A 23141-nucleotide genomic window follows, 5' to 3' on the forward strand; every position below is an offset into this window, starting at 1 on the left:
CGTAATTACCTTTACCCCTATGGGTATAATACTAGTTAAAAATAAAGAGGGTGTCAACCCTTTTATTTTATCTGCTTCGCACAAGCAGATTCACCGCTTCTTTCACAAGTTCTTCAGTGTTTTCGCCTTCCTCATTTGCAGCACGGACGCATTCAACCAAGTTTGAGCTGACGACAACTCCAATTGTACGGTCAATGGCTGTTCTAGTGGCAGAAAGCTGTGTAATCACATCTTTACAGTCTTTTTCTTCTTCCATCATACGTAAAATGCCTCTTAACTGGCCTTCAATCCGTTTCACCCGGTTTTTCATTTGATCGTTATACTCCATATTGACTCTCCTTTCCCTTATGCTGATTTCATCTCAGCACACTGTGTATTTGCAATCGTACATCCAGTGACCTGAAATCCTTTTTGCTTCAGAACGCGGATGCCAAAATTTCTTTGCATTTTATCCGACGCAATCACATGGATCTTCTTATGCTGGATCTCCATGTAGTATCTGTTTAAATAAGCAATCGGAATATTCATCGCACCAGGAATCGGATCTTTATATGACTCATTGTAGTCTCTTAAGTCTACAACATCTATTTTGCTTAATTCCTGCTCAGGCATCTTGCTGCAGCGGATTCCCCGTACCGGAAAATACCGATTATATATAAAAATAAATGTAAGTACTATTATACTTGTAATAAAATAAATCATCTATACCCTCCAATTTTCCTTGAAGAAGGAATTGATGTGAACAACACTTATATTATACCCATTAGGGTATTTTGTCAACGGTATAGATTTATTTTTACCTCTAGAAATAAATTCCTGTAAAAATGAACTTTTTGCTGCTTAGATAACGCTTATTAGGAAGAGAAGAGGACTTCATACAAATGAAAAAAAACTCATCACGAAGATGAGTACCGAATGAATTATTGATGCCATTTGCTCTCCAAAATCTCTTCGGCAGAATGGAAATAGGAATCTACAGACGTATATCCGATTGCATAAAGTCCATTTTCCGGATCCCAGATCTTATAGCTGTCCAGGCTTTCTCTATAGTTTTCTGCAAGATCGTTCGGAACAGCAAAAGCATCTTTAAAGTCGATCGTCTGGTGTTCCTGAATAGGAAGATAGAAATACCCTGCAGTAATCGTACCTTTTTCTACTAAAGCTTTCAGCGCCATGCCAGAGGCAGCGTGATCACGATGAGGATCCTTATAAGACATGGCATGGTGTGAAGCATTAGGGAACCTCTTGTTCATTTTTTCCATAATCTTCGAAACAGCTTCTGGCCTAATGTCCCCATCCGGCAGGTCATAAATGAAAATGTTTTTAGGATCAACCCCAAGGGCTTCAGCTGATTTTTTGAATTCTTTTACTCTGGCTTCCCCAAATTCTTCTGTGGAAAGGACAGGTTTAGCTTCTTTTTCAAGACGGCTGTTCACAAGATCTCTCGCTCCGCTTGCTTTTCCTTTAGACAATAAGACAACTGCAACCTGATCTCCCTTTTCTAAAGACGCAAGCATCGAACCGCCCATACTGAGTGCCTCATCATCTGCATGCGGTGAATAATAGACGGCAGCAGCAGGCTCATCACCCAAAGGCATACAGCCGCTTATCATTGACAGCGGAAGCATGAACAGCAGCAAATGTACAATTTTCATAAAATCCCCCATATATAGATAAGCATTCCTTTTTTGATAAATGTATTGTACCAAAGATTCCCGTTCTCATGTATACTTTGCTAGTAGGATTACTATTAAGACGTGATGAAAGGAACTTAATATGGAACAGCTTCAAGAAAAGAAAATCAATAAAAAAAGAGTGTATTCTCTTGATATGTCGAGAGGATTCATTGTTATGCTGTCTGTTTTTTTAAGCACAATCCCATATGGGGGTTATGAATATTTACGTCATGCAGATTGGTACGGAGTAACAATTATTGACCTTATTTTGCCTTCATTTATCACAATCTTCGGAACGAGTATGGCGATTGCTTATCAAAGAGGCGTATCCTGGGAAAAAATCACAAAACGCACCATCCGGTTAGTTATCTATGGACTGCTTTTTACAATCATTGTTTCCTGGAGCTTCGATTTATCAAACATGCGATTTACAGGTGTCTTGCAGATGTTTGCTTTTTTAGGCATCTCCGCTGTATTCATTACTAGATTTATTAAATCTCCAATCCAGCTCATTCTTTCCGCTCTTTTTCTATGGAGCCTGTACGGAGGAATTCTCTTATATGCAGCACAATCCTGTGAAGGGGGACTCCCGCAGGAGCAGTGTAATCTCTCGGGTCCGATTGATGGAGCTATATTCGGTGAAAATCATATTTACCAGCAGGGCCAAAGAGGATTCGATCCTGAAGGAATGGTCACCAGTTTTGCTGCACTTGGAAATGTTTTAATGGGATATGCAATCGGCAGACTCATCCTGACCAAAAAAGAAACAGGCGCCTGGAAGGAATTATTAGTTTTAGGTGGAGTTTTAATTCTATTCTCACTAATATGGGATCACTTTCTTCCCTTCAATAAAAGAATGTGGACACCTGCATTCGCAATGCTTGCCGCTGGCACTGTATCAATCATGATTTCCGTTTTCTATCTCATATTCGATAAACGGGAAGTCGATGCTAAACATACTGGGCTGAAACCATTTGTCTGGTTCCTCGAAGCGTATGGACGAAACAGCTTTTTAATTTACTTTGGGAAGTTTATCATTGCTGCGGTGCTGACACATGTTACAATCACAGCGGATGCGCGCACCTTAAACTCGTACCTTCTTGAATGGGTATACACACTCAGTCCTTTCCCGCAGATTACTTATGCTTTGATCATGCTCTTGTTTTGGACATTTGTTGCGATGGTTTTACATAAGAAGGGGCGGTATATAAAAGTGTAGGAAAAAGCCAGAATCGCGATGATTCTGGCTTTTTTTACTGGTTTTTATTCAGCTGATGAATGTAAAGTTACCTGCATCCCGTCAGGAGCAGTCAATGAGTAGATTTTTTCACCATTCTCAATCATTGGACCATCCAGCCTTACCCCTTTAGATGACGCAAACTGAGCAAACTCATCTGCATCATCAACAAGGAGCTGCAGCATGACCGACTCTGGCATGCATTCACTTTTCCTCCAAAACTCAAGGGCGCTTTGACCGCTTTTGAAAACCCCGCCCTGGTGCTCTTCTGTATCTTTCCAGTCGTTTGGAATGCCGAGCTTATTTTCAAAAAAGTCTGCCATATCCATACTAAGTTCAGAGACTGAAACATATCGATAGCCTATTACTTTCATTTTCGCACCTTCCTAAATTGCCAATTTTATTCCATATTAACACTTTTAAGATTGATAACAAACTTTTCGGAGAAGCCAAAAACGGACCTGCCTCATCGGCAAGTCCGTTATTTATATCGTATAATAATTAGTCACCAAAATATGTATGGTGGAGACGGTGGGAGTCGAACCCACGTCCAGAAACATCGCCACTAAAGCGTCTACGAGTGTAGTTGATATATTCGCGATTCGCTAACTCTTATGCCTATCAACGGGCGTCGGAGCAGCTAGTCTGATTGGTCTCTTCCTTTATCCCCAGACGGAGGCATCAGGCGTAGCCCACTTAGAGTGAGTCCCTTACCCTACCACATGGGCGATGGAGGGAGGAACCGCTATAGTCTGTTATTAAGCAGCTAAAGCGAAGTTGTTGTTAGTTTTGCCAGTTATTATTGGCGTGACGTTTTAACGAGGACGATCCCCTCGACTCGCAACTAAAGCTCGAACTATCCCTGTCGAATCCGTAACGTCCCCATGATAATAAGTTCAGCGTGGAAGTTAATCCAGCTTCACTATGGGAAGTCCCTTAAAGGGAAACGGAAACGCTCATGAAAGATCAGAGCGGATATGAAATTGTTGTTTGTCTTACAAGTTCTATTATATCAGATAGGGACAAGAAATCAATTGTAAGTTATTGTCAATCAATAGTCCTTCTGACGATCGCGGAAAGCTCGTTCCACTTCGCGTTTCGCTTCTTTTTTCTTTAAGTCTTCACGTTTGTCATATTTCTTTTTACCCTTACCGAGTCCAAGCAAAACCTTGGCAAAGCCGTTTTTCAGGTAAACTTTCAAAGGAACAAGCGCATAGCCCTCTTCTTTTGTAAGTCCGATCAGCTTGCTGATTTCTTTGCGGTGAAGCAAAAGCTTTCTAGTTCTCAGGGGCTCATGATTATAGCGGTTGCCTTGTTCGTACGGCGAGATATGCATGTTATGAAGGAAAACCTCTCCCTGCTGCACTCTTGCAAAAGCATCCTTTAAGTTCACGCGTCCAGCACGAATCGCTTTGATTTCCGTTCCCTGCAAAACAATGCCTGTTTCATACGTTTCTTCAATAGAATAGTCATGGTTTGCTTTTTTATTTTGAGCAACGACTTTTCCGGCTCCTTTTGGCATGCTGCATCCCCCTTTCTCTCTCTATAGCGATAGGCTCTATTTTATCAAAATATGAATGGAAAAGGAAGCCTGAGAGGCTCCCATCCTTCACGTTTTCTATTCAGCATACTAAAGCTTAACGTTTTTTCTTTTTCACTTTTCGTTTGCTTGCAGGAGCATTTTGAAACGATTTTTTCTTCTTCTTCTTTTTGTTCGGGTTTTGATTGCTCCAGCCATCATCAACACTGCCGCTTCGCTCTGCAGGTGCTTTTCTGTCATCTGATGATTTTCTTCTGCCTCTGCCCTCTTTAGCACCGCTTCGTTTGCCGCGGTCTCCTTTAATCACTTTAGGAGCATCATTCGGCTGACGGCGTCTTGTCCCTTTCATCCCGACGATTTCAAAATCAACAGCGCGTTCATCTTTGTTTACATTGACTACGCGTACTGTAATCTCGTCACCAATGCGGTAGACTGTTCCTGTCCGTTCGCCGATCATTGCGTAATTGCGCTCATCATAACGGTAATAATCGTCGGTCAAATAGCTGACGTGAACAAGACCTTCGATGGTGTTAGGAAGCTCAACGAACATTCCGAAGTTTGTTACTGAGCTGATAATGCCGTCATATTCTTCTCCGACCTTATCAAGCATGTATTCTGTTTTCTTAAGGTCATCTGTTTCACGCTCTGCATCAACTGCACGGCGCTCCATATTCGATGACTGATCAGCGATCATATCCATTTTTTCTGCCCATTTTGTTTTCGTTGCTTCATCCACCTTGCCTTCAATTAAGTAGGTGCGGATTAAGCGATGGACAATTAAATCCGGATAACGGCGGATCGGTGATGTGAAATGAGTATAGAACTCAGTCGAAAGGCCAAAATGCCCCAGACTTTCCGGATCATACTTAGCCTGCTTCATCGATCTCAGCATGACAGTTGAGATGACCATTTCCTCAGGCTGTCCCGCTACACCATCAAGGATATCCTGCAGGGCACGAGGGTGAATCGTGTTTGCTGTTCCTTTTACGGAGTATCCAAAGTTCGTCACAAATTCTAAGAACCTCTGCAGTTTTTCAGCATTTGGCTCCTCATGGATGCGGTAAATAAACGGTACATTCATCCAATGGAAATGCTCTGCAACTGTTTCGTTGGCAAGCAGCATAAATTCTTCAATCAGGCGTTCTGCGACTGTTCTTTCACGTATAACAACATCTTGAGGCTTTCCTTCTTTATCAACCAGCACTTTCGCTTCTTTAAAATCAAAGTCAATTGCCCCGCGGGTCATCCGTTTGCTGCGGAGAATTTGCGCAAGTTTCTCCATCCGCTGGAACATCGGCACAAGCGCTTCATATTTCTCAAGCAGTTCAGGTTTTTGATCGACCAAAATTTCCTTTACATCAGAATACGTCATGCGTTCAGTCGTTTTGATCACGCTTTGGAAAATTTCGTGCTTTACGACTTCCCCTTGGCTGTTGATCTCCATTTCACAAGAAAGCGTCAGACGGTCTACTTTTGGGTTAAGAGAACAAATGCCGTTCGATAAACGGTGCGGAATCATTGGAATTACGCGGTCAACTAAATAAACGCTCGTTGCGCGCTCTAACGCTTCATTATCAATTGGCGAGTTCTCTGTTACATAATGACTGACATCTGCAATATGAACACCTAATTTGTAATTACCATTTTCAAGCTCTGTCACTGTAACCGCATCATCAAGATCTTTTGCATCCGCACCGTCAATTGTGACAATGACTTCATTGCGAAGATCTCTGCGGTCCTTGATATCCTCTTCACTGATCGTTTCAGGAACATCATTTGCCTGTTCCAGAACCTCCACCGGGAAAGCCTGAGGCAGCCCATGCTTATGAATGACAGACAAGATATCAACGCCTGGATCGTTTTTATGTCCAAGAATCGCAATAACTTCGCCTTCTGCACTCATTCTTCCTTCTGGGTATGTTGTCAGGTGAACGACCACTTTGTGACCTTCAATCGCTCCATTTGAAGCTTTTTTAGGGATGAAAATATCATTTGGAATCTTTTTATCGTCAGGAATGACAAAACCGAAGTTTTTGCTTTCCGTATAGGTTCCGACAACCTCTTTCAGACCGCGCTCAACGATGCGGATGACTGTGCCTTCCTGCCTGCTTCCGCTGGATTCTGTGCTGACTCTGACCAGGACCGTATCCCCGTGCATAGCGTTATTGAGCTCGCTAGGCGGAATAAACACATCTCCCTGATTTGGATCCTCTGTAATGACAAAGGCAAATCCTTTCGCATGTCCGCTGACTCTTCCGCGGATTAAATTCATTCGTTCTGGCAAACCATAGCGGTTGCTTCTTGTGCGCACAACCAGACCTTGTTCCTCCATCATGACCAGAGCTTTTACAAACTCCTTGAATTCAGAAGAATCCTCAATTCCAAACGCTTCTTCAAGCTCCTGGACGGTTAAAGGCTTGTATGCCTCTTCTTTCATAAAAGAAAGCAGTTTATCAATATGTATCTTCATATTATTATCCATTTGCGTCCCTCCTTTTGGGATTATTGCCAATCAAGACTTTCTAAAAACTCAAAAACATCTGCATGGAGCTGATCGCGCTCTTTATCCAGTGTGATGACATGTCCTGATTCTTCGTACCATTTTAAATGCTTGTTATCAGATTCTACTTCGTTATAAATAATATTTGCACTATCTGTATTAATCATGTGGTCGTGTCTCGCTTGAGCGACAAATGCCGGCGAATAAACCATATCCACATTGTTCCTCACATCTGCAATCAGTTCCTGGAGAGCCCTCAGTGTATTCATCGGCGTTTTCTCAAATTGCTTCATTTCCTCTTCGATCTCTGCCTCTGATTTTCCTTCGAATTTCTTAAAGTTGCGGGCATACTCTAAAATACCCTTGTACATCACTTCTTCACTCTTGATATACATAGGGGCGCACATCGGAACAATACCCTTTACAGGTACAGTGTAACCCAATTTCACAGAAAACACACCGCCAAGGGATAAGCCGGCAACTGCAATCGATTCATGGCCGCGCTCTTTCAGCAGATTATAGCCGTCCATCACGTCCTTCCACCAATCTTCAGGACCAGTGTGCACAAGCTCTTCAGGCGGCACGCCATGACCTTTGTATTGCGGGGCATGGCATGTATATCCTCTTTCATTTAAATAGCGTCCAAGCATCCTGACGTCAGCCGTGTTGCCCGTAAAACCGTGAAGCAGCAGCACGGCACGGTCTCCGCCTTCAAATGTAAATGGTTTCGGCAAAACTCTCTTCATATAAAAAACTCCTTTTATGTAAGCATCTATTTATAAGGTTCCATCATCTGTTTCTATTTAAACAAACGTTTGATTAATGGGCAAAAATGTTGATTCGGCAAGGGATTCTGGATAAATGACAAAAGGAGTCTGATAAGAATCAGACCCCCGTTCGATCAATGTCATGTATTAAAATCCAGCGTACGAAACCGCAATCGTCAGTATAAAGAAGAGAACTGATAACACGACTGTCGCACGATGAAGCACCAAATCCATTCCGCGTGCTTTTTGTTTTCCGAAAAGCTGTTCAGCTCCTCCGGAGATAGCACCTGATAAACCAGCACTTTTGCCTGACTGAAGTAAAACAACAGTAATAAGAGCAATACTTACGATTACAAGTAATGTGATTAATAAAATGTGCATGGACGACACCTCCTAGAACCCGGTTAGCATTATTTTCAATTTACCATATTGACGGTCAAATGTCACTATCATTCGAATGTTTGTCCAATCTTTATTCTTAGCATTCCGAAACAATTCCTTTGAGGGAAAAGCTTCCTTTATGATATGCTACTTAGATAGTTTTGCAGAAAGAAGGGAAAACCTTGAAAAACACACGCATCTATCTTATCTTGATCGGTGTTATGCTCATATGGGGACTTAACGTGCCTTTACTCAAAATCATCGTTGACAGCTTTATGCCCGTTACAGTAACAGCCGTACGAATTTTCACAGCAAGTATTTGTGTACTGATTATCTTATCTTTTTTTAAACTCCTCCGCAAACCGACTCTTAAGGAAACCATGTTTATTACAGGTGGCGGCCTGCTGAACGTTGTGTGTCATCATTATTTCCTTTCTGTAGGACTTACAATGACTACTTCTACAAATGGCGGCTTAATACTCGGCCTCGGTCCAATGCTTACAGCTATCTTATCGATTCTCTTTCTTAATCAAAGACTGACCATCATCCGTTTTGCAGGATTTGTGCTGGGCCTGACAGGAGTAGGATTCACCATTTTAGCAGGAAGCAAAGGCATCAGCAGCATGAATACGGGAGATATCTACATCTTCATCTCCATTTTCACACAGGCCTGCAGCTTCATTATTATAAAAAAAGCGTGCCGAACGCTCGATCCGCGCTTAATGACAGGCTATATGCTGTTCTTTGGATCTCTTGTTTTATTTATCATCAGTCTGTTCACAGAGCCTGGAGGTATTGAGAGCCTGTTTCACGGAACGCCTGCAGTCTGGGGAGTCTTTTTCACCTCCGCCATTCTTGCTACAGCGATTGGACACATGACCTATAACTTTGCCATCGGAATGGTTGGTCCGGCCGAAACGTCAATTTTCATGAATTTAAGTACATTCTTTGCACTCGCAGGATCGGCTCTGATCCTGCATGAGGCAATTTATCCGTCACATCTAATAGGGCTCTTGTTTATTGTATCCGGAGTTATTTTGGGCTCGGGAGCGTATGAGGAGTTTCGATACCGGCACCGTCATCATAAGAATGAAGCATCTTCCTCCGGGTGAGGGAGGTGCTTTTTTTTGCAGACACAATTTGATTTTCGTCATTTGCCTGATGGATGTGAGGGTTTTATGATGATGGGGCAAAGGAGGTGAGTTTATTGATTTTAAAAGAAAGAACAGAATCTGCGGAACTGAGAACGTACAGAAGTTTAAATGCACGAATGGAGCTAGCGGGAGCAGACCAGAAACTCTTCCAATACCTTGAAAGCGGCTATGAGGGAGAAAAAATCTTCGATGGGTGGATAAAGCACGCAGGAGATGGACTGATTTTAAATGATCTCCTCTTTCTCACAGGCGGTAGCCACTATCAAATGGATTCCTTATACATCGCGCCGCAAAAAATCTATCTCTTTGAAGTGAAAAACCTGTCAGGAGACCATTCCATTGAAAAAGAAGAATGGATCTCCTGCGCCAAAAAATCAGAGATTCAAAATCCCATTTTGCAGCTTAAAAGATGCGAATCTCTCCTCAGGAGGCAGCTTCAAATTTTAAAATGTTCACTGCCGGTTGAAGCCTATGTTGTATTTGTAAACCCCGAATTTCACTTGTATCATGCTCCTTTAGGCTCCCCTCTGATTTTCCCTTCCCAATGGAATCGTTTTTCTCAAAGACTTAAAAATGTCCGCATGCATAATGGTTTTAACTCGAAGCTTGCGGAGAAGCTATTGTCACTTCATGTGGAAAAATCCCCGTATGAACGGCAGCCTGAGTTTAATTATGAGGATCTGCAGAAGGGGATTGTATGCGGCGGATGCGGGAAGCTGGGGATGGAGGTGCTTAGTAAGAATCAGCTGATATGTGGAAGGTGCAGGCAGATGGAAAGATATAAAACTGCTGTTTTAAGAAGCGTGAATGAGTTCAGGCTGCTTTTTCCAGAAGTAAAGATAACTTCTGAACAAATACACGATTGGTGTGGAAACATAAAAAATAGCAGATCCATTCAAAAAATACTAAAAGAGAATTTTGTAAAAGTTGGTCATGCTAGGGGTAATCATTATGAAGAGGTAAAATAATCAGTTTTGTACTGGAAAACCTTGTTTAGCGCACTTCTGGCGGGGCCGCTTCTTCACTTTGTGATGTTAACCCGGTTTAGCGCACTTCCGGCGAGGCCGCTACTTCACTTTGTGCTGTTAACCCAGGTATAGCACACTTCCGGCGGGGCCGCTTCTTCACTTTGTGCCGTTATCCCTGGTTTATCACACTTCAAGCTGAACGATATCTTTAGTTCGTGCTGTTAACCCCGGTTTAGCGCACTTCCCGCTGGGCCTCTTCTTCACTTTGTGCTGTTAACTCCAGATTAGCGCACTTCCGGCGGGGCCGCTTCTTCACTTTGTGCCGTTATCCCTGGTTTATCACACTTCAAGCTGAACGATATCTTTAGTTCGTGCTGTTAACCCCGGTTTAGCGCACTTCCCGCTGGGCCTCTTCTTCACTTTGTGCTGTTATACCTGGTTTATCACACTACAAGCTGAACAATATCTTTAGTTCGTGCTGTTAACCCCGGTTTAGCGCTCTTCCGACGGGGCCGCTTCTTCATTTTGTGCCGTTAACTCCAGATTAGCGCACTTCCCGCGGGGCAGCTTCATCATTTTGGCTGTTAACTCCGGGTTAGCGCTCTTCCCGCGTTGCAGTATCTTCAGTTCGTGCTGTTAACCCAGGTTTTGCGTACTTTCTACAGATCGACATTTTCATTTGGTGCTGTATACTAACTAACCATCATCAATGCGTAACACCACCCGTACCAACACAAAAAAACCGCCCAAGATCAAAATCCCGGGCGGTTTCTTATTCATTCATTATTTTTTAATGTTGTAGAAAGTGTGGATTCCATCGTAACGAGCTGTGTCACCAAGCTGATCTTCGATGCGAAGAAGCTGGTTGTATTTTGCAACACGGTCAGTACGTGATGGGGCACCTGTTTTGATTTGGCCAGCGTTTGTTGCTACAGCGATGTCAGCAATTGTGCTGTCTTCTGTTTCACCTGAACGGTGAGAGATTACAGCTGTGTAGCCAGCGCGTTTAGCCATTTCGATTGCATCAAATGTTTCAGTTAATGTACCAATTTGGTTCACTTTGATAAGGATTGAGTTGCTGATTCCTTTTTCAATACCTTCAGCAAGCTTCTTAGTGTTTGTAACGAATAGATCGTCACCAACTAATTGAACTTTGTCGCCAAGGCGCTCAGTTAATAGTTTGTGGCCTTCCCAGTCGTTTTCATCCAAACCGTCTTCGATTGAGATGATTGGGTATTTAGAAACTAGATCTTCGTAGAAGTCTACCATTTCAGCAGATGTTTTTACAACACCTTCGCCTGATAAGTGGTATTTGCCGTCTTCTTTGTTGAAGATTTCAGAAGCTGCAACGTCCATAGCAAGTTTTACTTGCTCGCCTGGTTTGTAGCCGGCTTTTTCGATTGCTTCGATGATTGTTTGAAGAGCTTCTTCGTTAGATCCAAGGTTTGGAGCGAATCCGCCTTCGTCACCTACAGCTGTGTTAAGACCTTTGCCTTGAAGAACTGATTTCAGGCTGTGGAAGATTTCAGCACCCATGCGAAGTGCTTCGTGGAAATCTTCTGCTCCAACCGGCATAACCATGAATTCTTGAATGTCAACGTTGTTATCAGCATGCTCTCCGCCGTTGATGATGTTCATCATTGGTACTGGCAATGTTTTAGCGTTGAATCCGCCAAGGTATTGGTAAAGTGGAAGACCTAGGAATTCAGCTGCTGCACGAGCTGCTGCCATAGATACGCCAAGGATTGCGTTAGCACCTAATTTACCTTTGTTTTCCATGCCGTCAAGTTCGATTAGAAGGTGATCGATTGCAACTTGCTCAGTTACGTCGAAACCTAATAATTCAGGAGCGATTACTTCGTTTACGTTTTTAACAGCGTTTAATACGCCTTTTCCAAGGTAACGGGATTTGTCGCCGTCACGCAGTTCTACTGCTTCGTATTCACCAGTAGATGCGCCAGATGGAACCAATGCACGTCCCATAGCACCTGTTTCTGTGTGTACTTCTACTTCAACTGTCGGGTTACCGCGTGAGTCTAATACTTCGCGAGCAAATACATCAACAATGTATGGCATAATTTATTTCTCTCCTTTTAAATGGTTATTTTTTAAGTAATGATTTACCTGTCATTTCTTTCGGAAGGTCTACTCCAAGCAAGTCGAGCATGGTTGGCGCTAAGTCGCCAAGAATTCCATCTTCTCTTAAGCCTGAAACTTCCTTTGTTACGATTACAGGAACTGGATTTGTTGTATGTGCTGTCATTGGTGTACCTTCTAAGGTTGTCACTTCATCAGCATTTCCATGGTCCGCTGTAATAATAGCTGTTCCGCCTTTTGCAAGAATCGCATCAACGATTTTGCCAAGACATTCATCAACTGTTTCAATCGCTTTAATCGTTGGTTCAAGCATGCCTGAATGTCCAACCATATCTGGGTTGGCGAAATTCAGAATGATCGCGTTATGCTTGTCCGCTTCGATTTCGCCAAGCAACGCGTCCGTTACTTCGTAGGCACTCATCTCAGGCTTCAAGTCATAGGTTGCGACTTTTGGTGAATCAATCAGAATGCGTTCTTCACCAGGGAATTCCGCTTCACGTCCCCCGCTCATGAAAAATGTTACATGAGGGTATTTTTCCGTCTCAGCAATCCGAAGCTGGGTTAACCCGTTTTGCGAAAGAACTTCACCTAGTGTGTTATCCAAGTTCGTTGCTTTAAATGCAACATACCCGTCAACAGTTTCACTAAAATGAGTCAAACATACAAAATGCAGGTTTTTCGGATGCTTTGGTCCACGGTCAAATGAACGGAAGTCTTCGTTTGTAAATGTGTTCGAAATCTGAATTGCGCGATCCGGGCGGAAATTGTAGAAAATAACCGCATCGTTTTCACTGATTGTTGCAACAGGAGAGCCGTCTTCTTTTGTCATAACAGAAGGAAGAACGAACTCGTCGTGGATTCCATTTTTATATGAATCCTCCACTAAGTCAAGCGGATCCGTATAAGCTGGGCCCTCGCCGTATACCATTGCGCGGTACGCTTTTTCAACACGATCCCAGCGCTTGTCGCGGTCCATAGAGTAATAACGGCCTGAGAGGGTTGCAATTGCACCAACACCATACTCTTCAATTTTTTCGTTCAATTGCTTAATATATCCTTCTGCTGTTTGCGGACCAACATCACGTCCGTCAAGGAAGCCATGGATATAAACATTTTTGACGCCTTCTTCTTTTGCCAGTCTGAGCAAAGCAAAAAGGTGATTAATATGGCTATGGACGCCTCCATCAGAAAGTAATCCAAAAACATGAAGGTTTGTGCCGTTTTCTTTCACGTGATTCATTGCTGAAAGGAAGGTTTCATTTTTCTCAAATTGACCTTCACGGATGGCTACGTTCACGCGCGTCAAGCTTTGATAAACGATGCGGCCGGCACCGATGTTTAAATGCCCGACCTCTGAATTCCCCATCTGTCCTTCTGGCAGGCCGACTGCTTCGCCGCTTGCCGTTAAAGTAGCGTGAGGATACTGATTCCAGTATCGGTCAAAGTTTGGTTTTTTTGCATGAACAACCGCATTACCCTTCTCTTCGCTGCGAAGTGCAAACCCGTCAAGGATAATTAAGGCTACCGGTTTCTTACTCATGTTTTCCTGCCTCCAAAAGCTGTAAGAAAGATTGAGGCTCAAGACTTGCTCCGCCGACTAAAGCACCGTCGATGTCAGACTCAGCCATGTATTCTTTGATATTTTCAGGCTTTACGCTGCCGCCGTATTGAATGCGGACTGCTTCAGCCACTTCTTTTGAAAATTTCTCTGCCACAACTGAACGGATGTGTGAACAAACGTCATTTGCATCTTTTGCAGAAGAAGATTTGCCAGTGCCGATTGCCCAGATTGGCTCATAAGCGATGACAACTTCTTTTAATTGCTCTTCTGTCAAACCAGTAAGTGCTTTTGTTACTTGATCTCCTACAAGATCATTTGTTTTGCCTGCTTCACGCTCTTCAAGCGTTTCGCCGCAGCAAACGATCGGCACTAGACCATGTTTGAAAGCAGCAGCCGTCTTTTTGTTAACTGTTTCATCTGTTTCAGCAAACATTTCGCGACGCTCAGAGTGACCAAGGATCACGTAGCTTACGCCTAAGTCTTTAAGTGCTACAGGACTTGTTTCGCCTGTAAATGCACCGTTTTCTTCGAAATGCATGTTTTGGGCGCCGATTTTAACATCTGTTCCTTTAGAAGCCTCTACAAGGCGGTCTAAGAAGAGTGCAGGTGCACAAACTACAGCATCAACTTTGTCAGCAGAAGGAACCAATCCTTTTACTTCTTCGATGAATGCTGCTGCTTCGCCCATTACTTTGTTCATTTTCCAGTTACCAGCGATAATTGGCTTTCTCATCACGCACACCTTCCTTACAAAACAAGAATTTATTTAGGCTCTTTTGCTAACAGGGCTGCATGCAATGGAAAAACCATCAGATTGGTGCACACAGCTTTTATTTTGTAAAAGAACTTATTTATCGTTTAAAGCGACAACTCCTGGAAGCTCTTTGCCTTCCATGAATTCAAGAGATGCTCCGCCGCCTGTTGAAATGTGATCCATTTTGTCTGCCATGTTGAATTTCTCAACTGCAGCAGCAGAATCTCCTCCGCCGATGACTGTGTATGTATCTTTTGCTTCTGAAAGTGCTACAGCCACAGATTTTGTACCCTCTGCAAATGCATCTAATTCAAATACGCCAAGCGGTCCGTTCCAGATCACTAGCTTTGAATTCTTAATAACATCTGCATAGATTTCACGGGATTTCGGACCTGCATCTAAGCCTTCCCAATCACTTGGAATGCTGTCGATCGGCACAACTTTAATGTTTGCATCATTTGAAAAATCATCCGCGACAACTACGTCAACAGGCATGTAGAAGTTAACGCCATTTTTCTTCGCTTTATCCATGAACGATTTAGCAAGCTCAACTTTATCTTCTTCAAGAAGAGATTTTCCAACCTCGTGGCCCAATGCTTTAATGAATGTGTAAGCAAGTCCGCCGCCGATGATGATGTTGTCTACTTTATCTAAGAGGTGATCGATGACACCAATTTTGTCTTTTACTTTAGCTCCGCCGATAATTGCTGTGAACGGACGCTCCGGGTTTGATAATGCTTTGCCCAATACTTCTAATTCTTTTTCCAAAAGGAATCCTGCTACAGCCGGAATGTGGTCTGCAATGCCTGCAGTTGAAGCGTGTGCACGGTGTGCTGCTCCGAATGCGTCATTTACATAGACATCAGCAAGCTCAGCGAATGCTTTTGCAAGCTCAGGATCATTTTTCTCTTCACCAGGGTAGAAACGAACGTTTTCTAATAGAAGTACGTCGCCTTCCTGCATTTTAGAGATTTCAGCTTTTACAGAGTCGCCATAAGCTTCGTCTGCTTTCGCTACATTTTTGCCAAGTAATTCTTGAAGACGCTCTGCAACTGCGTTTAAGCGAAGCTCCTCAACAACTTGTCCTTTTGGACGGCCTAAATGGCTTGCTAATAGAACCTTTGCACCTTGCTCTGTTAAGTACTGAATTGTAGGTAAAGCTGCACGAATGCGTGTGTCATCTGTTACTTGGCCATCTTTCATCGGCACGTTGAAGTCTACACGGCAGAAGACAACTTTCCCTTTTACCTCGATGTCTTTTACTGACTTTTTGTTCATCTTCAGGAATTCCTCCTTTAATTGGAATGGTATGGCATACAAAGCAAAAGGGAGGGGGCCTGTATTCCCCTTCCCCTTTGCACTCATTATAACCTTAGTTTTGGTTGTAATCCAAGTCTCGGGAGACTTATGGATTAAAGACCTTTAGAAGCGATGTAATCAACTAGGTCTACTACACGGTTAGAGTAGCCAGACTCATTGTCATACCAAGAGATTACTTTTACCATGCTGTCTTCCATAACCATTGTTGATAAAGCATCAATAGTAGAAGAAGCTGGGTCGCCATTGTAGTCACCAGAAACTAATGGCTCTTCGCTGTAGTTAAGAATTCCTTTTAATGCGCCTTCAGAAGCTTCTTTGAATGCTGCATTTACTTCTTCAGCTGTTACGTTAGTGTCAAGCTCAGCAACTAAGTCTACTAAAGAAACGTTTGGAGTTGGAACACGCATAGCTCCGCCGTTTAATTTACCTTTAAGTTCAGGCAATACTAGAGAAACTGCTTTAGCTGCACCAGTTGAAGTAGGGATGATGTTTTCAGCTGCTGCACGAGCACGACGGTAGTCTTTGTGCGGCAAGTCAAGAATTTGCTGATCGTTTGTGTATGAGTGAACAGTTGTCATCATACCGCGTTTGATGCCGAATTTGTCGTTAAGAACTTTAGCGAATGGCGCTAAGCAGTTAGTAGTACATGATGCATTTGAGATAACATCGTGGCTTGCAGCGTCATATTTGTCATGGTTAACACCCATAACGATTGTGATGTCTTCATCTGTTGCAGGAGCAGAGATGATAACTTTTTTAGCGCCAGCTTCTAAGTGCTTAGCAGCATCTGCACGCTTAGTGAAGAAACCAGTTGATTCAACTACTACTTCTACTCCGCGCTCGCCCCAAGATAATTTCGCAGGATCGCGCTCTGCTGATACTTGGATTGTTTTGCCGTCAACAACAAGGTTGTTTCCGTCTACTTTCACGTCAGCATCTAATCTGCCATGAATTGAGTCATATTTTAAAAGGTGAGCAAGCATGTTAGCGTCTGTTAAGTCGTTAACCGCTACAACGTCCACGTTAGGATTTTTAAGTGCTGCACGGAATACGTTACGTCCGATACGTCCAAAACCGTTAATACCAATTTTTACTGCCATGTTGAAATTTCCTCCTTTAAATAAGTGAGAGATTTTTTTTGAAAACTATATAATTAGGGATTAAGATCCCTTATTAACTCTTTCGCGGCGCCTTCATCCGTAATAAGAATGGAATCGGCTGCCTGCTTCAGGTAAGCCCGGATTGCCTTGGCCTTTGAAGCTCCGCCAGCTACTGCGATGACGTTTTGAATCTTTTCCAGATCGTTCAGCTGCATACCTACTGTCTGCACTTTATGAACAACTTCGCCTTCCTGGTTGAAATAATACCCGAACGCTTCTGCAACTGCCTGACCCTGCTCTATTTTTATGTAATCATCAGGCTTCGTTTTGCGGCGTTCCGCCATTGTCTTAGCGTCTCCTATTCCATGAACAACCATACTTGAAGATTTGATGAGCATGAGCAGCTCTTTAATCGACGGTTCCTCAATAATAGAGAGATAGGCTTCCTTGCTTAACTGATCTGGAACGTGAAGCAGACGGTAGTTTCCCATCGCTCTCTCAGCCATCTTTGCACAGATTGTATTGGCCTGGTTTTCTACATTCTCCCCAAGCCCGCCTCTGGCAGGTACATACAGCTGTTCGCGATTTTTACTGTCCGGCGTCATCATTTCAGCGACAGCGGCAATGGTTGTGCCACCAGTGACAGCGACGATATTTTCCCCTGTAAGCCGCTCTTTTATGCATGCGACACAGGCTCTGCCCATTTCTTTCTTTACCCATGAAAACTGATCGCTGTCTCCGGATACGACGATAACGTTTTTAAGATTTAAACGTTCCTTTAATGTATTTTCCAAAAACGTTAAACCTAAAACATCTTTCATCGTTTCTTCGAGAATTCTTAACAGAGATGATCCTTCCTTCGTTAATGTCATGCCAGAGGAAAAAATATCGATCAGATTCTGATCTTTCAAAAACTGTACTTCCCCTCTTAAAACCCGTTCACTGATCCCAAGACTAGATGAAAGACTTCGACGTCCGATTGGCTGCATTAGTCGTATATACTGAAGGATCTGATAACGTTTTTGCATAACTTGAAGCAGATCAGGCAATAATTTTTTTTGGACTTCTATAATTGACCTCATGTACAAATTCCCTTTCAAATAGAAAAGCGGATCCTACGGGACGAAAAACGTCCCTATATGACGTAATATGTCCCACTATTCCTAAAAAAAATCATCCCTGCTATATTTTCATTTTAGCAGGGTGAAAAAGCTTATTCAACTATTGTTTCTTGCTTTTTATCAAGTAACCGCTTTCTTATAAAATCTTTTTTAATTTTGCCGTACCCAAGCACCATTCCGTCATATTCAACGACAGGAATCATGAGCTGATACTGTTCAAGCAGAGCATCGTCACTGTAAATATCAACGACCTCGATTTCTATATTCATGCTCTCTTTCAGCTTTTCAAGTTCCTCTAGAGCTTCCACACAAAGAGGACAGCTCTTTCTCGAATATATTTTTAAAAGCATCCTATATACACATCCTAATATCGTTTTCTTGCAGAAGACGAGGCAATGCCTAACTGATCCCTGTATTTGGCCACCGTTCTTCTTGAAACATCGATTTTATGATCATCAGCAAGCTTGGATACAATTTTCTGATCGGACAGCGGCGCAAGCTTATCTTCCTTTTCGATCATTTGCTCTATGATCGTTTTTACCGTTGAAGAAGTAATCTCCTGTGATGATTGCTCTAAACCATTTGAGAAAAAAAACTTCAGCTCATATAGTCCATGGGGAGTCTGAACATACTTCTCCCTAACTGTCCGGCTGACAGTAGATTCGTGAACTTCAATGGCATCTGCAACCACCTTTAATGTCAGCGGTTTCATGAATAATTCGCCTTTTTCGAAAAAGTCCGTCTGTCTCCGGACAATTTCTTTCATTACTTTCATCATGGTCTCTTTCCGCTGATTGAGCGTTTTAATCAGCCATCTGCATTGATTGAGCTTAGCAGACAGATAATGCTTTACTTCTGAATCTTCTATAGAAGTAAAATTAGATTCATAGGCAGAGTTAACGGCAACCTTAGGAGAAATGTCATCGTTGTACATAACTTGCCATTCCCCTTGAACTTTAGCTACGGTCAGCTCAGGAACAATATAGTTATCATGAGCGTGATGATAGGCAAGGCCAGGGCGCGGATGCAGCGTTTTTATGAAATCCTGGACGCTTTGTATTTCTTTCAAATCAAGTTTTGTTATTTTCGCTAGCTCTTTCCATGATTTTTCCGCGAATAAGTAGAAATAGTCGTTCACGATTAATTCGGCTGTTTTATTTCGTTTGGGCAGTCTTGCAAGCTGAATGGAAATGCATTCCTGAAGATTTCTTGCTCCTACTCCTGCCGGGTCAAGCTTTTGCAAGACAGCCAGCTGCTGATTTAACTCTTCGGCACTTAAATTGAATTTGTCGGAAAGCACACTAAGGTCCGCTTCTATGTATCCGTTAGGATCAAGAGCCTGAATCAGAATATGAAGAGCGCGCTTTTCTGATGGAGTCAGCTTCATGCCAAGCAGCTGTGCTTCCAAATGCTGCTGAAGTGTTGTCCCAAGATTCGATACGTTTTCAATCATATCGCTGTTCTTTGATGAACTTGTCATTTTTGTCCGTGATGAGGTATGATACAATACGCCTGATTCAGGCTTTTCTTTTAATTCGATGAGGGGATTTTCAAGGGTAAGGTCCTCTATATAGGAGGCAAGCTCCATAGAAGAATATTGAAGGAGAGTAATCGCTTGCTTTAATTCTTGAGTCATATTGAGTTTTAATGATTGCTCTTGAAATAAACCGACTTTCATATCCATAGTTCGTTCCCCCTGCTTCTCATTTTACACGAAAACGGTCCATCATTGTATGGAAAGAACTTCAAAGGAGAGATATCAATGAGTGAGTTATTTTCAGTGCCCTACTTTGAGCAAAATTTTAAAGAGCACATTAAACAGAATGAAGGCCATGTTCCGAAGCTTGACGCCATGAACCGTTATTATCGATCAGTCGTATCCGCACTGGTCCAGGATCAGCTTACAAAAAACTCAGTGGTTTTAAAACGGATTCAGAATTTGGACGAGGCCTACAATACGATCAAATCTATAAATAATTGAAAAATTTACCTGTTCACAAAATGGGATTCATGCCTTACAATAAGAATTGTTGAGTCGTCAAGCACGGCAATATACACTTCTTGTCCAGTGCGGCTTACTGGACTCTTACATATTATTTCTAATTCCATTCAAACATGCCCCGCCAGGTTAATCTGGCGGGGCTTTTTTTCTTAACATTAATAAAAAAGGCTGTTTTCGCATAGAGTGTTGTTTTCGATTGTAAATGTTGTCCGTTCCTTTCCGCTCCAGGAACTTGCTTTCCGCGGGGAGCGTGGAAGCCTCCTCGGCATGCCTGCGGGGTCTCCCATTTCGCTCTAATTCCCGCAGGAGTCAAGTTCCTTCCGCTGCAATCCACTTATGGTTTTAAATATCTAGTCTAACAGCAACAAAGTTTACGAATAGAGCTATAAAATAAGAAGGAGCTGGTCAAAAAACCAGCTCCTTCTTTAAGTGACGCGCTCGAGAGGATTCGAACCTCCGACAGACGTGGTACCGGAAACCACCGCTCTATCCGACTGAGCTACGAGCGCATATAAATGTTTATTAGTCAGTAGCGCTATTATACGATAAAACCAGCACATGTATCAAGCGGTATTTTTGGACCTGAGTAAATTCCTGAAGAAAATCAAAGATATAGCTTACTTATCCTTAAAAGTCGGCAGGCAGCTGAACGAAAATATAAAGGGTTTTTTGAAGAGCCTGCCGAATACATACTTACAAAAGTTTCGGGAGAACTCTGAATAATGAACCTTGCTAAAGAAGGCCTGCAAGCCGCGCTCCTCCCGTTTGAAAAAAAGAAAAATTGGGTAACATGGTTACAGTCAGCTTCTTAGACATATACATATTAAGTGCAAGAAAAAGCATCAAAGAACAGCGTTTCGTTTGACCTTTATTGACCATAGTTGTATGATGAGAGTACATAAAATTTACCTTTATTAAAAGGAGGAAATACGATGAATTTAATCCCTACAGTTATTGAACAAACGAACCGCGGTGAACGTGCATACGACATTTACTCACGTCTTTTAAAAGACCGCATTATCATGCTTGGAAGCGGAATTGACGATAACGTGGCAAACTCAATTGTATCACAGCTTTTATTCTTGGAAGCTGAAGATCCAGAGAAAGACATCTCTATCTACATTAACAGCCCTGGCGGTTCAATTACAGCCGGTATGGCGATTTACGATACAATGCAGTTCATTAAACCGCAAGTATCAACAATCTGCATCGGTATGGCCGCTTCTATGGGAGCATTCCTCCTTGCAGCAGGCGCTAAAGGCAAACGCTATGCTCTCCCAAACAGTGAAGTCATGATTCATCAGCCGCTTGGCGGAGCTCAAGGTCAGGCAACTGAAATTGAGATCGCTGCAAAACGCATCTTGTTCTTGCGTGATAAGCTGAATCAAATTCTTGCTGACCGCACTGGCCAGCCAATCGAAGTAATCGCACGCGATACAGACCGCGACAACTTCATGACGGCAGAACGTGCCCTTGAGTACGGCTTGATTGATAAAGTGATGAACCGCAATACATTGCCTGATAAAAAATAAGCAGATACAGCAGAACGGCCTAGGGTCGTTCTGTTTTTTATGTAGTGAAGCTGATTTCCTCTACGCTAATTATGCAAAAAAAACGGCCAATGGCCGTTTTTTATGCTTCTTGCTTTACGTATTGAGATAGAACTTCTAAAGCTTCTGACTCGTCATGGCCTTCTGCGATAAGAGTAACTACTGAGCCCGTGCTGATTGCAAGGCTCATTAAACCCATGATGCTCTTCGCGTTCACCTTTTTCCCGTCTTTCTCTAAAAAGATGTCTGATGAATAACGATTAGCCTCTTGTACAAATAGTGCTGCTGGACGGGCTTGTAAGCCTGTCTTCAAACGAACTTCGACCTGTTTCTCAACCATGTGGATCCCCTCTTCTTTCCCCTTGTTATTTGATCGTTACCGGCTGGCCATTTCTTAGTTGTTCTGCAATTTCGTCAAGCTTTCTCAGGCGGTGATTGATGCCTGACTTGCTGATTTTGCCGCTTGAAACCATTTCACCCAATTCTTTAAGCGTTACATCCTGATACTCTACCCGAAGACGTGCAATTTCGCTTAATTTGTCGGGCAGTGCTTCAAGACCCATTTTTTCATCGATGAATTTAATGTTCTCGACTTGGCGTATGGCTGCTCCAATTGTTTTGTTTAAGTTAGCGGTTTCACAATTGACGAGACGGTTGACGGAGTTTCTCATATCGCGGACAATCCGTACATCTTCAAAGCGGAGAAGCGCCTGGTGTCCCCCGATGATGCTGAGAAAATCAGATATTTTTTCTGCTTCCTTCAAATAGGTAATGTATCCTTTTTTCCGTTCGAGCGTTTTGCTGTTCAAATGGAAGGAATTCATTAGTTCACACAGAGAGTCATTGTGCTCTTTATATAATGAAAAAATCTCTAAATGATAGGATGAAGTCTCCGGATTATTAACCGATCCTCCTGCCAAAAAGGCACCCCTTATATAGGATCGCTTGCAGCATTTCTTTTTAACAAGCTCCTCGGAAATACTTCTTTCAAATGTAAAGTTCTCTCCGAGTATTCCAAGATCCTCTAATATTTCACGTGCTTTTTCTATCAGCCGAACGATATAGACGTTATTCTTTTTCAAACGCATTTTCTTCCGCACAAGCAGCTCGACAGAAACGTCATACTGCTTTTTTAAGAGAGTATATATTCTTCTAGCTATTGCTGCATTTTCGGTTTGAATGTCCAGGATTAATTTTCGATTCGAAAAAGAAAGAGAGCCGTTCATTCGGATGAGTGCAGATAACTCCGCTTTTAAACAACAGGCTTTAGATTCTATGTTGGTTAATTCTTTCTTTGTTTCAGAAGCAAAGGACATCTTTCTGCACCCTCCAATCCTTATGAATGCATTCGTTTGCACTCTTTATTTTTTTTGGCTTTTTCGCAAAAATTGCTGCTGGACTTAAGGCTATAAA

Annotated in this window: 23 protein-coding genes, 1 tRNA gene and 1 other RNA gene; 5 read left to right on the plus strand and 20 right to left on the minus strand. The window is 42.6% G+C overall.

Annotated features, from left to right (window positions below; all coding sequences use genetic code 11):
• Positions 1–67: 67 nt before the first annotated feature.
• The 3 genes from AC3ISE_RS19990 to AC3ISE_RS20000 all read right to left on the minus strand — a co-directional run bounded on the left by AC3ISE_RS19990 (position 68) and on the right by AC3ISE_RS20000 (position 1655).
• Positions 68–328, minus strand: coding sequence for a metal-sensitive transcriptional regulator (locus AC3ISE_RS19990; RefSeq protein ID WP_070874466.1), 261 nt, complete (start codon positions 326–328; stop codon positions 68–70).
• Between the two features lie 17 nt (positions 329–345).
• Positions 346–702: a rhodanese-like domain-containing protein gene (locus tag AC3ISE_RS19995; protein WP_489222330.1), complete on the minus strand. Its 357-nt coding sequence runs from the start codon at positions 700–702 to the stop codon at positions 346–348.
• A gap of 218 nt (positions 703–920) precedes the next feature.
• Positions 921–1655 (minus strand): PIG-L deacetylase family protein, encoded by a 735-nt coding sequence (locus tag AC3ISE_RS20000; RefSeq protein WP_489222331.1) that lies wholly within the window; start codon positions 1653–1655, stop codon positions 921–923.
• A gap of 121 nt (positions 1656–1776) precedes the next feature.
• Between AC3ISE_RS20000 and AC3ISE_RS20005 the strand changes: the two genes are divergently transcribed.
• The gene (locus AC3ISE_RS20005; protein ID WP_489222332.1) at positions 1777–2895 is read left to right on the plus strand and encodes a heparan-alpha-glucosaminide N-acetyltransferase domain-containing protein; all 1119 of its coding nucleotides are present in this window, start codon (positions 1777–1779) and stop codon (positions 2893–2895) included.
• Positions 2896–2939: 44 nt separating this feature from the next.
• Here AC3ISE_RS20005 and AC3ISE_RS20010 read toward each other — a convergent pair whose 3' ends face one another.
• From AC3ISE_RS20010 to secG, 6 genes are all read right to left on the minus strand, one after another.
• Positions 2940–3287, minus strand: a complete 348-nt coding sequence (locus AC3ISE_RS20010; RefSeq protein WP_489222333.1) for a VOC family protein — start codon at positions 3285–3287, stop codon at positions 2940–2942.
• Between the two features lie 146 nt (positions 3288–3433).
• Positions 3434–3797, minus strand: a transfer-messenger RNA (tmRNA) gene (gene ssrA, locus AC3ISE_RS20015).
• 167 nt (positions 3798–3964) lie between these two features.
• Entirely contained in the window at positions 3965–4435 is a 471-nt protein-coding gene (gene smpB / locus AC3ISE_RS20020; protein ID WP_070874458.1) for an SsrA-binding protein SmpB, read from the minus strand.
• Positions 4436–4550: 115 nt separating this feature from the next.
• Positions 4551–6935 (minus strand): ribonuclease R, encoded by a 2385-nt coding sequence (gene rnr / locus AC3ISE_RS20025; protein ID WP_489222334.1) that lies wholly within the window; start codon positions 6933–6935, stop codon positions 4551–4553.
• 20 nt (positions 6936–6955) lie between these two features.
• Positions 6956–7699, minus strand: a complete 744-nt coding sequence (locus AC3ISE_RS20030) for an alpha/beta hydrolase (protein ID WP_489222335.1) — start codon at positions 7697–7699, stop codon at positions 6956–6958.
• Positions 7700–7867: 168 nt separating this feature from the next.
• A complete protein-coding gene (gene secG, locus AC3ISE_RS20035) occupies positions 7868–8101 on the minus strand; it encodes a preprotein translocase subunit SecG (protein WP_070874455.1) in 234 nt (77 codons plus the stop codon).
• Between the two features lie 182 nt (positions 8102–8283).
• Here secG and AC3ISE_RS20040 point away from each other — a divergent pair, with 182 nt between their 5' ends.
• Positions 8284–9213, plus strand: a complete 930-nt coding sequence (locus AC3ISE_RS20040; RefSeq protein ID WP_489222336.1) for a DMT family transporter — start codon at positions 8284–8286, stop codon at positions 9211–9213.
• Between the two features lie 95 nt (positions 9214–9308).
• Entirely contained in the window at positions 9309–10223 is a 915-nt protein-coding gene (locus AC3ISE_RS20045) for a nuclease-related domain-containing protein (protein WP_489222337.1), read from the plus strand.
• A 783-nt stretch (positions 10224–11006) separates the two neighbouring features.
• On the opposite strand, the gene eno is transcribed toward AC3ISE_RS20045, so the two are convergent.
• The 8 genes from eno to rpoN all read right to left on the minus strand — a co-directional run bounded on the left by eno (position 11007) and on the right by rpoN (position 19860).
• Positions 11007–12299: a phosphopyruvate hydratase gene (gene eno / locus AC3ISE_RS20050; protein WP_070878081.1), complete on the minus strand. Its 1293-nt coding sequence runs from the start codon at positions 12297–12299 to the stop codon at positions 11007–11009.
• A gap of 25 nt (positions 12300–12324) precedes the next feature.
• Positions 12325–13860, minus strand: a complete 1536-nt coding sequence (gpmI, locus tag AC3ISE_RS20055) for a 2,3-bisphosphoglycerate-independent phosphoglycerate mutase (RefSeq protein WP_489222338.1) — start codon at positions 13858–13860, stop codon at positions 12325–12327.
• Positions 13853–14614: a triose-phosphate isomerase gene (gene tpiA, locus AC3ISE_RS20060; RefSeq protein ID WP_489222339.1), complete on the minus strand. Its 762-nt coding sequence runs from the start codon at positions 14612–14614 to the stop codon at positions 13853–13855. The genes gpmI and tpiA overlap by 8 nt, the downstream gene beginning before the upstream one ends.
• 114 nt (positions 14615–14728) lie before the next feature.
• Complete coding sequence (locus tag AC3ISE_RS20065; RefSeq protein ID WP_309193002.1) at positions 14729–15913, minus strand: phosphoglycerate kinase; 1185 nt, start codon at positions 15911–15913, stop codon at positions 14729–14731.
• Positions 15914–16047: 134 nt separating this feature from the next.
• On the minus strand, positions 16048–17055 hold the full coding sequence (gap, locus tag AC3ISE_RS20070) for a type I glyceraldehyde-3-phosphate dehydrogenase (protein ID WP_070878074.1): 1008 nt from the start codon (positions 17053–17055) through the stop codon (positions 16048–16050).
• Between the two features lie 53 nt (positions 17056–17108).
• Entirely contained in the window at positions 17109–18137 is a 1029-nt protein-coding gene (locus tag AC3ISE_RS20075) for a sugar-binding transcriptional regulator (protein WP_133312651.1), read from the minus strand.
• 131 nt (positions 18138–18268) lie between these two features.
• Entirely contained in the window at positions 18269–18526 is a 258-nt protein-coding gene (locus AC3ISE_RS20080) for a glutaredoxin family protein (protein WP_489222340.1), read from the minus strand.
• A gap of 14 nt (positions 18527–18540) precedes the next feature.
• Positions 18541–19860, minus strand: coding sequence for an RNA polymerase factor sigma-54 (rpoN, locus tag AC3ISE_RS20085; protein WP_489222341.1), 1320 nt, complete (start codon positions 19858–19860; stop codon positions 18541–18543).
• Positions 19861–19938: 78 nt separating this feature from the next.
• Between rpoN and yvfG the strand changes: the two genes are divergently transcribed.
• A complete protein-coding gene (gene yvfG / locus AC3ISE_RS20090) occupies positions 19939–20157 on the plus strand; it encodes a protein YvfG (protein ID WP_070878068.1) in 219 nt (72 codons plus the stop codon).
• Between the two features lie 454 nt (positions 20158–20611).
• Here the strand turns inward: yvfG and AC3ISE_RS20095 are convergent.
• A tRNA-Arg gene (locus AC3ISE_RS20095) sits at positions 20612–20687 on the minus strand.
• A gap of 423 nt (positions 20688–21110) precedes the next feature.
• Here AC3ISE_RS20095 and clpP point away from each other — a divergent pair.
• The gene (clpP, locus tag AC3ISE_RS20100) at positions 21111–21710 is read left to right on the plus strand and encodes an ATP-dependent Clp endopeptidase proteolytic subunit ClpP (protein ID WP_489222342.1); all 600 of its coding nucleotides are present in this window, start codon (positions 21111–21113) and stop codon (positions 21708–21710) included.
• Between the two features lie 100 nt (positions 21711–21810).
• Here the strand turns inward: clpP and AC3ISE_RS20105 are convergent, their stop codons facing one another.
• Positions 21811–22068 (minus strand): HPr family phosphocarrier protein, encoded by a 258-nt coding sequence (locus tag AC3ISE_RS20105; protein WP_133312653.1) that lies wholly within the window; start codon positions 22066–22068, stop codon positions 21811–21813.
• 25 nt (positions 22069–22093) lie between these two features.
• Positions 22094–23044 (minus strand): DNA-binding protein WhiA, encoded by a 951-nt coding sequence (whiA, locus tag AC3ISE_RS20110; protein WP_309193010.1) that lies wholly within the window; start codon positions 23042–23044, stop codon positions 22094–22096.
• Between the last annotated feature and the right edge of the window lie 97 nt (positions 23045–23141).

It is taken from the genome of Metabacillus sp. KH_069, assembly GCF_057838075.1.

What these genes read in the sequence shown, in the direction of transcription:
- tpiA (WP_489222339.1), bottom strand. Translation starts at nt 14,614, where the DNA reads ATGAGAAAGCCAATTATCGCTGGTAACTGGAAAATGAACAAAGTAATG.
- AC3ISE_RS20105 (WP_133312653.1), bottom strand. Translation starts at nt 22,068, where the DNA reads ATGGTTGAGAAACAGGTCGAAGTTCGTTTGAAGACAGGCTTACAAGCC.
- whiA (WP_309193010.1), bottom strand. Translation starts at nt 23,044, where the DNA reads ATGTCCTTTGCTTCTGAAACAAAGAAAGAATTAACCAACATAGAATCT.
- AC3ISE_RS20010 (WP_489222333.1), bottom strand. Translation starts at nt 3,287, where the DNA reads ATGAAAGTAATAGGCTATCGATATGTTTCAGTCTCTGAACTTAGTATG.
- secG (WP_070874455.1), bottom strand. Translation starts at nt 8,101, where the DNA reads ATGCACATTTTATTAATCACATTACTTGTAATCGTAAGTATTGCTCTT.
- AC3ISE_RS20075 (WP_133312651.1), bottom strand. Translation starts at nt 18,137, where the DNA reads ATGAGGTCAATTATAGAAGTCCAAAAAAAATTATTGCCTGATCTGCTT.
- AC3ISE_RS20030 (WP_489222335.1), bottom strand. Translation starts at nt 7,699, where the DNA reads ATGAAGAGAGTTTTGCCGAAACCATTTACATTTGAAGGCGGAGACCGT.
- clpP (WP_489222342.1), top strand. Translation starts at nt 21,111, where the DNA reads ATGAATTTAATCCCTACAGTTATTGAACAAACGAACCGCGGTGAACGT.
- AC3ISE_RS19990 (WP_070874466.1), bottom strand. Translation starts at nt 328, where the DNA reads ATGGAGTATAACGATCAAATGAAAAACCGGGTGAAACGGATTGAAGGC.
- AC3ISE_RS20080 (WP_489222340.1), bottom strand. Translation starts at nt 18,526, where the DNA reads ATGCTTTTAAAAATATATTCGAGAAAGAGCTGTCCTCTTTGTGTGGAA.
- smpB (WP_070874458.1), bottom strand. Translation starts at nt 4,435, where the DNA reads ATGCCAAAAGGAGCCGGAAAAGTCGTTGCTCAAAATAAAAAAGCAAAC.
- yvfG (WP_070878068.1), top strand. Translation starts at nt 19,939, where the DNA reads ATGAGTGAGTTATTTTCAGTGCCCTACTTTGAGCAAAATTTTAAAGAG.
- rpoN (WP_489222341.1), bottom strand. Translation starts at nt 19,860, where the DNA reads ATGGATATGAAAGTCGGTTTATTTCAAGAGCAATCATTAAAACTCAAT.
- rnr (WP_489222334.1), bottom strand. Translation starts at nt 6,935, where the DNA reads ATGGATAATAATATGAAGATACATATTGATAAACTGCTTTCTTTTATG.
- gap (WP_070878074.1), bottom strand. Translation starts at nt 17,055, where the DNA reads ATGGCAGTAAAAATTGGTATTAACGGTTTTGGACGTATCGGACGTAAC.
- AC3ISE_RS19995 (WP_489222330.1), bottom strand. Translation starts at nt 702, where the DNA reads ATGATTTATTTTATTACAAGTATAATAGTACTTACATTTATTTTTATA.
- AC3ISE_RS20005 (WP_489222332.1), top strand. Translation starts at nt 1,777, where the DNA reads ATGGAACAGCTTCAAGAAAAGAAAATCAATAAAAAAAGAGTGTATTCT.
- eno (WP_070878081.1), bottom strand. Translation starts at nt 12,299, where the DNA reads ATGCCATACATTGTTGATGTATTTGCTCGCGAAGTATTAGACTCACGC.
- AC3ISE_RS20000 (WP_489222331.1), bottom strand. Translation starts at nt 1,655, where the DNA reads ATGAAAATTGTACATTTGCTGCTGTTCATGCTTCCGCTGTCAATGATA.
- gpmI (WP_489222338.1), bottom strand. Translation starts at nt 13,860, where the DNA reads ATGAGTAAGAAACCGGTAGCCTTAATTATCCTTGACGGGTTTGCACTT.
- AC3ISE_RS20065 (WP_309193002.1), bottom strand. Translation starts at nt 15,913, where the DNA reads ATGAACAAAAAGTCAGTAAAAGACATCGAGGTAAAAGGGAAAGTTGTC.